Here is a 13,752-nt window from a genome sequence, read left to right on the forward strand (position 1 = left end):
GGTTTGGCCTTAAATTCATCGTTCTGAAGCAGGTCGCTGTGCGCCCTGCGAGAAAAAGCGCCGGTGGCCCGCCACCGGCATGCGCGTCCGTATCGACGCCTGTTCGCTGCTATCGCGTTCGGCCAACAACACCGCCTCGCCTTGATCCTGTTGTGCCAGCACCCGCCCCCATGGGTCGATGATCGCTGCATGCCCGAAGGTTTCCCTGGGCCCCGGATGCACGCCACCCTGGGCGGCTGCCAGCAGGTAGCACTGGGTCTCGATGGCACGCGCACGGATCAGCACATCCCAGTGCGCGGCGCCGGTTACCGCTGTAAAGGCCGAGGGCGCGGTGATCAACTCGGCACCCGCAGCGCGCAATTCGCTGTATAGCTCCGGGAAGCGCAAGTCGTAACACACCGTCAGCCCCAGGCGGCCGACCGGCGTATCCGCCACGACCACCTGGCTACCATGAGCATAGTCATCGGATTCACGATAACGACCCCGGGCATCGGCCACATCGACATCGAACAGGTGCAGCTTGTCGTAGCGGGCAACGATTTCGCCCTGATCATCGATCAGCAGCGAGCAGGCATTGGACTTGGCGTTCGGTTGGTCCTTTGGGGGCAGCGGCAAAGTGCCGGCCACTATCCATAAGGTGAGGTCGCGGGCGGTCTGTTTCAACCATGGCAGGATCGGACCTTCGCCCAAGGCCTCGGCGCGACCGATATCGGCCACATCGCGACGGCCCATGGCGGCGAAGTTTTCCGGGAGTACCGCAAGCCTTGCACCGCCCGCCGCCGCTTGCTCCAGCAGGCGCCGGGCCTGGGCCAGGTTGGCCAGCACATCGCTTTGGCTGACCATTTGAATTACCGCAAAGGACATGGGCCCACACTCCAGAAAAGGCATGAGGCCATGCTACTCCACAGGTACTCAGTTTGGCTTTTCAAATGGCTTGTCGAAGGTGATTTTCGGGTCCTTCCACGGGCCTTCTACCTTGTACTGCACGCTGGCGAAACGCGAAACACGGTCGCCAATCAGCTTGTCGATCAGGAACAGCGCCCCACCAATGGCCGGCGCGCCGACGATCAATGCAGCAATCGGCAGGTTGTTGGTGACCGGCAGCGTCACCAGCAACTTGGCATCGACGCGATCTGCCACCAGGTCCAGGGTGCCGTTGATCTCCAGGTTACTCGACGGGCCGGTCATGGTGATCGGCTCACGGGTTACAAACACGCCGTTACTGGCGGCCAGCAAGCCCTTGACCCGGTCATAACTCAAGCCCTTGCCAAGCAAGTCCGAGAAGTCCAGGCGCAGCCGGCGACCGATGGAGTTGAAGTTCAGCAAGCCAAACACCCGCAGGGCCTGCGCACCGCCGTCCACTTCAACAAACTGGCCTTTGCGGAAACTGGCGTCCAGGCTGCCGGAGAAACGCTTGGGACCTACCCAGGCCGGCGAACCCGGCCAGCGGCCGTCCACGTCCACGTGAAAATCTTCGCTGGTCACGCTCGGCGCAAATCCCCAGCCCTTGAGCACGTCGCCAATGTTCTTGCCATCGAGGCGGCCCTTGTACCAACTGCTGCTGGCACCGGGTGCACCTTCCCAACCGCCGGCGCCCTGGAGCACCATGCCCTTGAGCCCCAGGTTCAGGCTGTTGAACGCCATGCCCCTGGTGGTCGGGCGAACTTTCAGAGACCAGGCACCTACCAGGTCCGGGCCCTGGAACAACTGGGCAATCGAGATATCCAGCGCGGGAATATCCTTGGGATCAACATCAGCCAATGGGTCCGGCGCATTTTCATCCGCCTGCACGGTCGGATCCACCGCAGGCAGCTTCACGTACTGCAGGTTGACTGCAATCGGCGCGCCCTTGGCGTCCGGCAACCCCACGGTACCCTTGGCCTGCTGGCTGTCGAACTGCAAGCCCCAGGCAGCGGGTTTGCGGTCCAGCTGCAAGCTGACCTGGTCGAACTGGGTGCCGAAACCGGTCAGCTTGCCGACCTTGAAATCGGCCCCGCTCAACAACTGCTTGGCACTGCCACCCGGGTCGTTGCCGGCGTAGCGGTCCACGAGCTTTTTCCAGGGGTCGATATCCAGCTCCGACAACACGCCGCGGATTCGCAAGCCCTTGCCGGCCGGCAACACCGCATCGCCATCTCCCAGGAACAGCTCACCCCGGCCGTCGGCGAAATTGTCCGCCGGGGCGGCGAAGGTGAAGCTGCCCAACTCGCCATAATCGAACCAGTAACGGCGCTCCTTACCCTGCAAGGTCATGCGGAACACACTGTCGCGGCCCTGGCTCGCCGGCATGCCGAACGGCGCCGGCAGGTCCACGGCCACGCCCTTGAGGTTGGAGCTGACCATCAACTGGCTGTCGGCGCCATCGAGGTTGAGCTGCAATTGGTAGGGGATATCGCCGGACACCGGCAACGGCTGGCTGACCTTCAGCCAGTCAGTCAGCCGCTTGACGGTCACCTGCCCTTTCGCGGTGACGCGGGTGTTGAGGTCGCCTGGCTTGCCATCGGCGAAAATCTGCGCGGTGATCGGTCGGTCGAAGGCCTGGGCGCTGATGTTCTGGCCACTCAGGCCCTTGGCGCTGTCGAAGCGGAAATCACCCTTGAGCTGGCTCAGGTCCAGCGTAGGCTCGGCCAGTTGCAGGCGGGACTTGTCGGTCTTGAAATCCACCACGATCTTGGGATCGGCGCCCTTGGCCAAGGGAATATCCAGGTCCAGCTTGCCTTGCAGGTCGCCCTCGCCTTTCCAGCCGGCGAAGGTCGAGGCGGTGCCGATCGGCGCTTCCTGAAGGATTTTCAGGCCATCGCCCAGGCCACCGGCAAAGTTGCCGGTGAGCAGCAGGTGGCTGTCCTTGCCTTCGGGGGCGTGGGGAATGTTGACGTAGATATCATTGACCTTGGTGTCGAGCAGCTGGCCCTTGCTGGCCAGGATGCGCACGCCGCTTTCCTCGACAAACACTTCACCCTTGACCTTGCTCACGTGCGGCCAGCCCGGCTGGAATGCCAGCTCGGCATCATGCACCTTGAAGAACAGGCTGATATTGCGCGAGGCAGGCAGTGCGTCGTGGTTCAGCGAGCCTTGGTACTGGAAGAAGCCCTCGTCCACTGCACCCTTGAGAATCGCAGTGCGCAGCCACTCATCGAGTGCCGGGCTCAACACCGCCGGCAGGTATTTGGGGGTGAAGCGGCCATCGCCGTCGACCATACCGACCCGCAGGTCCATGTAGTCTTCCTGGCTATGGTCGAAATGCAGGCGAATCAGGAAGTCGGCGGCGACCTTGCCCTCCTCGCCCAGCACCTTGATATACGGCGCGATCAGGGTGAAGCCTTGCTTGTCGAGCTTCCACGTCAGGCGGGCGTTGGCCTGGATGTACTGCCAGGGCTTGGCGAAGATCGGAAACAGGTGCAAGGAGAAATCCTTGCTGTCCATGCGCAACTCGCCCTTGCCCAGGTCACCGCTGATGCTGCCGCTGACATTGCGGGCTGCCGGTGCGCCGAAGTAAGCGTCGAAACCAATACGGTCGAGGTTGGCCGCGAAGCTCACGCGCTGGTCGGTGGTGTCTTGAGGCCGATAATCCAGCAACACGTTCCGCAGCGTGCCGGTGGCCTTCAGATGATCCAGGGTGGTGGCCACGGCTTCCGGCAAGGGTGCCAAGGCGTGCAGCAATGGCGTGATCGGCGTCAGGTCGAGGCGATCGGCCTGCAGGTTCCAGACTTCCTGGGCCTTGTCGGTGGCCAGGGTTTGCTGCAGTTGCAGGCGCGATTCCCAGCGGGTGTCGCCGAGGTTCATTGCGAGCGAGTCAAACAGCACCTTGAGGCCGCTGTCACTGCGTTGCAGGTACGCAGTGAGGGCCAGGTTCTCAATATGAGTCGGCTTGCGATCGGCATAGCTGCCCTTGAGCTGCGGGGCGTTGAGGCGCACGGCGGCGCTTTGCACGGTGCCCTTGGCCCAGGTCAGCCAGAATTCGCCGCCGGCCTTGAGTTCGGTAAGTTTCCATTGCTGGGTCAGTTTTGCCGGGATCCATTTTGCCCAGTCACTCTGGGGCAAGCTCAGGTAAGCCTCGGCTTCGCCGTCTTTCCACTGGCTGGCGCGGATTCGGGTGCGCAGGTTCAACGCCAGGGGCTGGCCGTCGGGCAGGGTCAGGCGCGCGTCCAGGCGCTGGCGGTTGGCGCCGGTCTGCAGGCTCACGCCGACATAGGTCAAGGTCAGCGGAGCCTGGTCGAACGGCTGCAGCGTCACCTGGCTGTCGAGCAATGAAACCTGCCCGACCATTTGCATGCGCGTCAGCAGTTGTTCGGGATCCAGCGGCTGGTCATCCTGCACCGGCAGGCCTTGCAGCGCCCAGTGGCCGTCCTGGTCTTCCTTCACGCTGACTTGCAGGCCGCTGACTTCCAGGTGGGCAATGCGCACTTCACGCGCCAGCAGGCTGGCCCAGATATCCGGCACCACTTGCACCTGGTCCAGGCGCAGGGCGCTGCTGCCCTCGCCGACCATCACGTCGTGAGCCAACAATACCGGCGCGAAGCCACTCCAGCGCCCTTCCAGGCTGCCGATGTTCACGGGCATATCCAGCGCAATACGCGCCTTGGCCTCGATTTCGCCACGGTATTCCGCCACCAACGGCGTCAATTCACGGCCCAGGCTCACGTACACCGCCGCCAATACCAGCAGCAAGGCGCACAGGCCGAGGCCCCAGCGGGTCAATGCGGCAAAAAAGCGTATCAGACGCTCCATGTCAGGCGACCCTCAAAGGCAATAGTCGGACGGCAGATCAAGGCCTGCCCGTCTCGTTGATAAGAACTAACGCGAATCAGAGCAGCACCACGTCATATTGTTCCTGGGAATACATGGTTTCGACCTGGAAGCGAATGGTGCGCCCGATAAAACCCTCCAGCTCGGCTACGTTGCCGGATTCTTCATCCAGCAAACGGTCGACCACCTTCTGGTTAGCCAGGACTCTATAGCCCTCGGCCTGGTAGGCGCGTGCCTCCCGTAAGATTTCCCGGAAAATCTCGTAGCAAACCGTTTCCGGGGTCTTCAACTTACCGCGCCCCTGGCAACTGCTGCACGGCTCGCACAGCACTTGCTCCAGGCTTTCGCGGGTGCGCTTGCGGGTCATCTGCACCAGGCCCAGCTCGGTGATGCCGATGATGTTGGTCTTGGCGTGATCGCGCTCCAGTTGCTTCTCCAGGGTACGCAGCACCTGGCGCTGGTGCTCTTCGTCTTCCATGTCGATGAAGTCGATGATGATGATCCCGCCCAGGTTGCGCAGGCGCAGCTGGCGGGCGATCGCGGTGGCCGCTTCGAGGTTGGTCTTGAAGATGGTTTCTTCGAGATTGCGATGGCCCACAAAGGCACCGGTATTCACGTCGATAGTGCTCATGGCTTCCGCCGGGTCCACCACTAGGTAACCGCCGGACTTGAGCGGCACTTTGCGCTCAAGGGCTTTCTGGATTTCGTCTTCGACGCCATACAGGTCGAAAATCGGCCGCTCGCCCGGGTAATGCTCCAGGCGATCGGCGATTTCCGGCATCAGCTCGGCAACAAATTGCGTAGTGCGCTGGAAGGTTTCCCGCGAGTCGATGCGAATTTTCTCGATCTTCGGGCTGACCAGGTCGCGCAAGGTGCGCAGGGCCAGGCCGAGATCTTCGTAGATCACGCTGGGGGCGCCAATGGTCTTGATCTGCGCTCCGATCTGGTCCCAGAGGCGGCGCAGGTAGCGGATGTCCATGAGGATTTCATCGGCACCGGCACCTTCTGCGGCAGTACGCAGGATAAAGCCGCCGGCCTCCTTGATGCCTTCGAGCGCCACGCAGTCACTGACCACCTTTTTCAGGCGCTCGCGCTCGGCTTCGTCTTCGATTTTCAGGGAAATACCGACGTGGGCCGTGCGCGGCATGTACACCAGGTAGCGCGAAGGAATCGACAGTTGCGTGGTCAGGCGTGCGCCCTTTGAGCCAATCGGATCCTTGGTGACTTGCACCACCAGGCTCTGCCCTTCGTGCACCAGGGCGCTGATGCTTTCAACCGCAGGGCCTTCGCGCAGGGAGATTTCCGAAGCATGGATAAACGCAGCGCGGTCCAGGCCGATGTCGACGAACGCCGCTTGCATCCCCGGTAACACACGCACGACCTTGCCTTTATAAATATTGCCGACGATCCCGCGCTTTTGGGTGCGCTCGACGTGCACTTCTTGCAGAACACCGTTCTCTACCACCGCCACGCGCGATTCCATCGGCGTGATATTGATCAGAATCTCTTCACTCATGGCTGGGTCTCGTTCAGGCGTTTTCACAATAGTGACCGATCGCTTAAGGCTTGGCGCTGGAATACGGCGTTTAGCGCACGGTAAGGTTTTGCCAACAGGGTATGCCGAATTGGCCCAGCAGTTCTGCGGTTTCGCAGACCGGCAGGCCAACGACGGCAGAGTAGCTGCCATTGAGTCCGGCGACGAACACCGCCGCCAAGCCTTGGATAGCATAGCCGCCCGCTTTGTCCTGGGGCTCGCCGCTGTGCCAATAAGTGGTGGCTTCGTCCGCTGAAATCCTGCGAAAGCGCACACGACTGCTGACCAGCTGCGTTTCGCAACGCTGGCCGTCAATCAGCGCAATGGCCGTCAACACTTCGTGTTCACGCTCGGAAAGGGCCAGCAACATGGCCAGGGCATCGGCTTGATCCACGGGTTTACCGAGGATCCGGCCGTCGAGGATCACGGCTGTGTCCGCGCCCAGCACACAGGCGCCGGTGGCATCGGCCAAGGTCGCTCGACCGGCCGCAGCCTTGCCGCGCGCCAGGCGTTCTACGTAGGACGCGGGCGATTCATTTGTAAGGGGAGTTTCATCAATGGCGGCGCTGACGACGGTGAACGGCACGCCGATCTGTGTCAGCAGCTCACGCCGCCTCGGGGAGCCCGAGGCCAGATAAAGCGAATTCATGCAGACTCTCCCTGTAGGGTTCGATAACCAGGCAGAGCCTCGCGATCCATTCAATTGATTTTATAGCGACGACGCAATCCACGCAGGCCAAAACTGACCCAGGGCCACAACAGCGCGCTGACCAGCGCGGGCAACACCAGCGCCAGGGTCGGTTGGCGGTTGCCGGTCAAGGCGCTGAGCCACAGCTGTACCAACTGCGCCAGGCCGAAGATCACCAGGATCACCAGGCACTGTTGCCACATCGGGAACATCCGCAGGCGCTGCTGCAATGACAGCACCAGGAAGGTAATCAGGGTCAGGATCAGCGCGTTCTGCCCGAGCAGGGTGCCGTAGAGCACATCCTCCATCAGCCCCAGGCACATGGCCGTGACCATCCCGACCTTGTGCGGCAGCGCCAGGGCCCAGAACGCCAGCAGTAAGGCGAGCCACAGCGGGCGCAGGATCTCCATGAATTGCGGCAGCGGCGAAACGCTGAGCAGCAAGCCGATGGCAAAGGTCAGCCAGACGATCCAGCCGTTACGCGAATGAGTACCGGCCATTATTCTTCCCTCTGCCGAGTGGTTGCCGGGGCCGCGGCCGGTGGTTTGGCGGCGGCGGGCGGTTTGGCAGCGGCAGGTGTTGCAGCCGCAGGCTTGGCCGGACGCGCGCTATGGGCCACAGGCTTGACCGGTGTCGCAACCGGCGCGGCTGGCGTTGCCGGAGCGGCTGCCGGGGCAGCAGGTGCAGCCGGCTTTGGTACGGTGGCCGGAATGATCGGCGCGGTGCCGTTTTGCTTGTCTTCCGCTTCCTGGGCCTGGGCGGCTTCGTTGGCACGCTCTTCCGGGGTGCGGTTGTCACTGAACACCAGCAACAGGTAACGGCTGCGGTTCAATGCGGCGGTCGGCACGGCGCGCACAATGGCGAACGGCTGGCCGGAATCGTGGATCACTTCCTTGACCGTCGCGACCGGGTAGCCTGCCGGGAACCGCTGACCCAGGCCGGAGCTGACCAGCAGGTCGCCTTCCTTGATGTCGGCGGTGTCTGCGACGTGACGCAACTCCAGGCGTTCCGGGTTACCGGTACCGCTGGCAATCGCCCGCAGGCCGTTGCGGTTGACTTGCACCGGGATGCTGTGGGTGGTGTCGGTCAGCAACAGCACGCGGGAGGTATAAGGCATCAACTCCACCACCTGGCCCATCAAGCCACGGGCATCGAGCACCGGTTGGCCAAGGACTACGCCGTCGCGCTCACCCTTGTTGATGATGATGCGATGGGTGAAGGGGTTCGGATCCATACCGATCAACTCGGCCACTTCGACCTTCTCATTGACCAGCGCAGAGGAATTGAGCAACTCGCGCAGCCGAACGTTCTGCTCGGTGAGGGCCGCGAGCTTTTGCATGCGCCCCTGCAGCAGCAGGTTTTCGGTCTTGAGTTTTTCGTTCTCCGCCACCAGTTCGGTGCGGCTGCCAAATTGACTGGCGACACCCTGATAGAGACGCTGCGGCAGGTCAGTGATCCAGTACGTCTGCATCAGGACCAGCGACATCTGGCTACGCACTGGCTTGAGCAGTGTGAAGCGGGCATCGACCACCATCAGCGCAACCGATAGCACGACCAGCACCAACAGGCGCACGCCCAATGAGGGGCCTTTGGAAAAAAGCGGTTTAATAAGCCGCTCCTCCCAGGCAAATGTTTTCTTTATTCATACGGCATCAAACCGGCCTGGATGCAGATTGAAGAAGATAAACGCCAACAGGCAGCACTGCAAAGTGCTGCCTGTGAGCGAAACATGGGCAAACCAGCAAATTCTTATTCGCTGGAGAGCAGGTCCATGGTGTGTTTATCCATCATTTCCAGTGCACGGCCACCGCCGCGGGCGACGCAGGTCAACGGGTCTTCAGCGACGATCACTGGCAAACCGGTTTCCTGGGCCAGCAACTTGTCGAGGTCGCGCAGCAAGGCGCCACCACCGGTCAGTACCAGGCCACGCTCGGCGATATCGGAAGCCAGTTCCGGAGGCGATTGCTCCAGGGCGCTCTTCACCGCCTGAACGATGGTGGCCAGGGACTCTTGCAGAGCTTCCAGCACTTCATTGGAGTTCAGGGTGAAGGCACGTGGAACGCCTTCGGCCAGGTTGCGACCGCGAACATCGACTTCGCGAACTTCGCCGCCCGGGTAAGCGGTACCGATTTCCTGCTTGATGCGCTCGGCGGTGGATTCGCCGATCAGGCTGCCGTAGTTGCGACGCACGTAGGTGATGATCGCTTCGTCGAAGCGGTCGCCGCCAACCCGTACGGATTCGGCATACACCACACCATTGAGGGAGATCAGGGCGATTTCAGTGGTACCACCACCGATATCCACCACCATCGAACCGCGCGCTTCTTCAACCGGCAGGCCGGCACCGATCGCAGCGGCCATTGGCTCTTCAATCAGGAACACTTCACGGGCACCGGCACCAAGGGCCGACTCACGGATGGCACGACGTTCCACCTGGGTGGACTTGCACGGAACGCAGATCAGCACACGAGGGCTGGGCTGCAGGAAACTGTTTTCGTGAACCTTGTTGATGAAGTACTGCAGCATCTTTTCGCAGACACTGAAGTCAGCAATCACGCCATCCTTCATCGGACGAATGGCAGCAATGTTGCCCGGTGTTCGGCCCAACATGCGCTTGGCCTCGGTGCCAACGGCAACGACACTTTTCTGATTACCATGGGTCCGAATGGCCACAACCGATGGCTCATTCAGGACGATACCGCGCTCGCGCACGTAAATAAGGGTGTTGGCAGTGCCCAGGTCGATGGAAAGATCGCTGGAAAACATGCCACGCAGTTTCTTGAACATGGGAAAGGGACCCTAGGCAACGCGTGGGTAAAAAAGTGCGGCAAACTCTAACAACGACAGGGATTTTGGGCAAGGCGCCAATGTGCTAAATTGGCCGACTTTCTGTGCACCAACCCCCACAATCGCGGCCATATGACCGTAGAAATGCGGTAGTGTTCCTACAATCTAACACACGGATAGCTTCCGTTCTGTTTTCCACTGGAGAATCCCATGGCGCTTGAACGCTCCGACGTGGAAAAAATCGCTCATTTGGCCTGCCTGGGCCTCAATGAAGCCGATCTTCCACAGACCACCGCAGCCCTGAACAGCATTCTCGGGCTGGTCGACCAAATGCAAGCCGTGAATACCGACGGCATCGAGCCCCTGGCTCACCCGCTGGAAGCCAGCCAGCGCCTGCGCGCCGACGTCGTGACCGAGCGCAATAATCGCGAGGCTTACCAGTCCATCGCGCCAGCGGTCGAAAACGGCCTGTACCTGGTTCCGAAAGTCATCGACTAAAGGGAAAGAGCCTGCAATGCATCAATTGACTCTGGCCGAGATCGCCCGCGGTCTCGCCGACAAAAAGTTTTCTTCCGAAGAGCTGACCACGACCCTGCTGGCGCGTATCGCCGAGCTGGACCCTAAGGTCAACAGCTTCATCAGCATCACCGAAGAGCTGGCCCTGAGCCAGGCCAAGGCCGCCGACACACGTCGCGCCAACGGTGAGAACGGCGCCCTGTTGGGTGCGCCGATTGCCCACAAGGACCTGTTCTGCACCCAGGGCATTCGCACCAGCTGCGGCTCGAAGATGCTCGACAATTTCAAGGCGCCCTACGACGCCACTGTGGTCGCCAAGCTGGCCGCTGCCGGGGCCGTGACCCTGGGCAAGACCAACATGGACGAATTCGCCATGGGCTCGGCCAACGAGTCGAGCCACTACGGCGCGGTGAAAAACCCGTGGAACCTTGAGCACGTGCCCGGCGGTTCGTCCGGTGGTTCGGCGGCCGCGGTTGCCGCTCGTCTGTTACCTGCCGCCACGGCCACCGACACTGGCGGCTCGATCCGCCAACCGGCCGCTTTCACCAACCTCACCGGCCTGAAACCGACCTACGGTCGCGTTTCCCGCTGGGGCATGATTGCCTACGCCTCCAGTCTCGACCAGGGCGGCCCCCTGGCACGCACCGCTGAAGACTGCGCAATTTTGTTACAAGGCATGGCAGGCTTCGATCCGCAGGACTCCACCAGCATTGATGAACCCGTGCCGGACTACAGCGCCAGCCTGAATACCTCGATCAAAGGCCTGCGCATCGGCGTGCCGAAAGAGTATTTCAGCGCCGGCCTCGACCCGCGCATCGCCGAACTGGTGCACAACAGCGTCAAGGAGCTGGAAAAGCTCGGCGCCGTGATCAAGGAAATCAGCCTGCCGAACAACCAGCACGCGATTCCGGCCTACTACGTGATCGCCCCGGCAGAAGCCTCCTCCAACCTGTCGCGGTTCGACGGCGTGCGCTTCGGCTACCGCTGCGAAAACCCGAAAGACCTCACCGACCTGTACAAGCGCTCCCGTGGCGAAGGTTTCGGCGCGGAAGTACAACGCCGGATCATGGTCGGTGCCTACGCCCTGTCGGCCGGCTACTACGACGCGTACTACCTCAAGGCGCAAAAGATCCGTCGCCTGATCAAGAACGACTTCATGGCTGCCTTTAATGAAGTCGACGTGATCCTCGGCCCAACCACGCCGAACCCGGCCTGGAAGATCGGCGCCAAGACCGGCGACCCGATCGCCGAGTACCTGGAAGACCTGTACACCATCACCGCCAACCTCGCCGGTTTGCCGGGCTTGTCCATGCCTGCAGGTTTCGTCGATGGCTTGCCGGTGGGCGTGCAACTGCTCGCCCCGTATTTCCAGGAAGGCCGCCTGCTCAATGTGGCGCACCAGTACCAGTTGAACACTGACTGGCACACTCGCACCCCTACCGGCTTCTGAGGAGAACACTATGCAATGGGAAGTCGTGATCGGGCTGGAGATTCATACCCAGCTCGCCACCCAATCGAAGATTTTCTCCGGTAGCGCCACCACGTTCGGCGCAGAACCCAACACCCAGGCCAGCCTGGTAGACCTGGGCATGCCCGGCGTGCTGCCGGTGCTGAACCAGGAAGCAGTGCGCATGGCAGTGATGTTCGGCCTCGCCATCGATGCCGAGATCGGCCAGCACAACGTGTTCGCCCGCAAGAACTACTTCTACCCGGACCTGCCCAAGGGCTACCAGATCAGCCAGATGGAATTGCCGATCGTCGGCAAGGGCTACCTGGACATCCCGCTGGAAGACGGCACCATCAAACGTGTCGGCGTGACCCGTGCGCACCTGGAAGAAGATGCCGGCAAGAGCCTGCATGAAGAATTCAACGGCGCCACCGGCATCGACCTGAACCGCGCCGGCACCCCGCTGCTGGAGATCGTTTCCGAGCCGGACATGCGCAGCGCCAAGGAAGCCGTGGCCTACGTCAAGACGATCCACGCGCTGGTGCGTTACCTCGGGATATGCGACGGCAACATGGCCGAAGGCTCCCTGCGTTGCGACTGCAACGTGTCGGTGCGGCCAAAGGGCCAGGCCGAATACGGCACCCGCTGCGAGATCAAGAACGTCAACTCGTTCCGTTTCATCGAGAAGGCGATCAACACCGAAGTACGTCGCCAGATCGAGCTGATCGAAGACGGCGGCAAGGTGATCCAGCAGACCCGCCTGTACGACCCGAACAAAGACGAAACCCGCGCCATGCGCAGCAAGGAGGAAGCCAACGACTACCGTTACTTCCCCGATCCGGACCTGTTGCCGGTGGTCATCGAGGACTCGTTCCTGGCTGACGTGCGCGCCACGCTGCCGGAACTGCCGCCGCAGAAACGCGAGCGTTTCCAGGCGCAGTTCGGTCTTTCGGTGTATGACGCAAGCGTGCTGGCGTCGAGCCGCGAGCAAGCCAACTACTTCGAAAAAGTCGTGAGCATTGCCGGCGACGCCAAACTGGCGGCCAACTGGGTGATGGTTGAGTTGGGCAGCCTGTTGAACAAACAGGGCCTGGAAATCGACGAGGCACCGGTGTCGGCAGAACAGTTGGGCGGCATGTTGCTGCGGATCAAGGACAACACCATCTCCGGCAAAATCGCCAAGACCGTGTTTGAAGCCATGGCCGCCGGCGAAGGCAACGCTGACGAGATCATCGAAAAGCGCGGCCTGAAGCAAGTCACCGACAGCGGCGCGATTTCGGCCGTACTCGACGAGATGCTGGCAGCCAATGCCGAGCAGGTTGAACAATACCGTGCGGCGGATGAAGCCAAGCGCGGCAAGATGTTCGGCTTCTTTGTCGGCCAGGCGATGAAAGCCTCCAAAGGCAAGGCCAACCCGCAACAGGTCAACGAACTGCTGAAAAGCAAACTCGAAGGCTAAACGCGGTGAAATGGTCGGAGCAGGACCTCACGTCCAACTCTGACCCCTTGTGGGAGCGGGCTTGTGTGGGAGCGGGCTTGCTCGCGAAAGCGGTGGATCAGTCAGCCTATTCGTTGCCTGACACACTGCATTCGCGAGCAAGCCCGCTCCCACCCAAGCCCGCTCCCACATCTGTAAGGGGGAAACCTTGAAAATGAAGCGTCTACTCGGCCTGTTGGCCCTGTTCTCTCTGCTCGCCGGCTGCGCCAGCGGCCTCATCGACCCCAACGGCTATGACGAAACCGGCTCCGCGTCCTACTACGGCGCCAAACACCACGGCAACCGCACTGCCAGCGGTGAACCGTTCAACCAGAATGCCCTGACCGCCGCCCATCGTCGCCTGCCCTTCGGCACGCAGGTGAAGGTCACCAATCTCGACAACAACAAAAGCGTCGTTGTCCGCATCAATGATCGCGGCCCGCATACCCGTGGGCGCCTGATCGACCTTTCACGCAAGGCCGCCGAACAGATCGGTATGATCGGCAGCGGCACCGCGCGCGTTCGCGTGCAAGCCCTCAGCAACTGACCGACGGAGC

Annotated in this window: 11 protein-coding genes; 4 read left to right on the forward strand and 7 right to left on the reverse strand. The window is 61.7% G+C overall.

Features of this window, described 5'->3' with window-relative positions:
- Window positions 1-15: 15 nt before the first annotated feature.
- The 7 genes from HX801_RS07315 to mreB form a co-directional block, all read right to left on the reverse strand.
- Window positions 16-864, reverse strand: coding sequence for a carbon-nitrogen hydrolase family protein (locus HX801_RS07315; RefSeq protein WP_008437218.1), 849 nt, complete (start codon window positions 862-864; stop codon window positions 16-18).
- A gap of 48 nt (window positions 865-912) precedes the next feature.
- Window positions 913-4,728, reverse strand: coding sequence for a YhdP family protein (locus HX801_RS07320; protein ID WP_177021836.1), 3,816 nt, complete (start codon window positions 4,726-4,728; stop codon window positions 913-915).
- Between the two features lie 76 nt (window positions 4,729-4,804).
- Window positions 4,805-6,262 carry a ribonuclease G gene (rng, locus tag HX801_RS07325; RefSeq protein WP_003216085.1) on the reverse strand — a complete coding sequence of 486 codons (1,458 nt, stop codon included), beginning with the start codon at window positions 6,260-6,262 and terminating at the stop codon, window positions 4,805-4,807.
- Window positions 6,263-6,332: 70 nt separating this feature from the next.
- Entirely contained in the window at window positions 6,333-6,929 is a 597-nt protein-coding gene (locus HX801_RS07330; protein WP_003216083.1) for a nucleoside triphosphate pyrophosphatase, read from the reverse strand.
- 50 nt (window positions 6,930-6,979) lie between these two features.
- Entirely contained in the window at window positions 6,980-7,468 is a 489-nt protein-coding gene (gene mreD / locus HX801_RS07335) for a rod shape-determining protein MreD (RefSeq protein WP_003216081.1), read from the reverse strand.
- Entirely contained in the window at window positions 7,468-8,577 is a 1,110-nt protein-coding gene (gene mreC, locus HX801_RS07340) for a rod shape-determining protein MreC (RefSeq protein WP_080673268.1), read from the reverse strand. The genes mreD and mreC overlap by 1 nt, the downstream gene beginning before the upstream one ends.
- A gap of 140 nt (window positions 8,578-8,717) precedes the next feature.
- Window positions 8,718-9,755: a rod shape-determining protein MreB gene (gene mreB / locus HX801_RS07345; protein WP_002555108.1), complete on the reverse strand. Its 1,038-nt coding sequence runs from the start codon at window positions 9,753-9,755 to the stop codon at window positions 8,718-8,720.
- 210 nt (window positions 9,756-9,965) lie between these two features.
- Here mreB and gatC point away from each other — a divergent pair, with 210 nt between their 5' ends.
- From gatC to HX801_RS07365, 4 genes are all read left to right on the forward strand, one after another.
- On the forward strand, window positions 9,966-10,253 hold the full coding sequence (gene gatC, locus HX801_RS07350; protein ID WP_003216077.1) for an Asp-tRNA(Asn)/Glu-tRNA(Gln) amidotransferase subunit GatC: 288 nt from the start codon (window positions 9,966-9,968) through the stop codon (window positions 10,251-10,253).
- 16 nt (window positions 10,254-10,269) lie between these two features.
- On the forward strand, window positions 10,270-11,721 hold the full coding sequence (gene gatA / locus HX801_RS07355) for an Asp-tRNA(Asn)/Glu-tRNA(Gln) amidotransferase subunit GatA (RefSeq protein ID WP_008437245.1): 1,452 nt from the start codon (window positions 10,270-10,272) through the stop codon (window positions 11,719-11,721).
- Between the two features lie 10 nt (window positions 11,722-11,731).
- On the forward strand, window positions 11,732-13,177 hold the full coding sequence (gene gatB / locus HX801_RS07360; RefSeq protein WP_003216073.1) for an Asp-tRNA(Asn)/Glu-tRNA(Gln) amidotransferase subunit GatB: 1,446 nt from the start codon (window positions 11,732-11,734) through the stop codon (window positions 13,175-13,177).
- Between the two features lie 193 nt (window positions 13,178-13,370).
- Window positions 13,371-13,742: a septal ring lytic transglycosylase RlpA family protein gene (locus HX801_RS07365; RefSeq protein ID WP_003216071.1), complete on the forward strand. Its 372-nt coding sequence runs from the start codon at window positions 13,371-13,373 to the stop codon at window positions 13,740-13,742.
- The last annotated feature ends 10 nt before the right edge of the window (window positions 13,743-13,752 follow it).

This window comes from Pseudomonas sp. G1002 (assembly GCF_013385455.1).
Taxonomy (GTDB): Bacteria; Pseudomonadota; Gammaproteobacteria; order Pseudomonadales; family Pseudomonadaceae; genus Aquipseudomonas.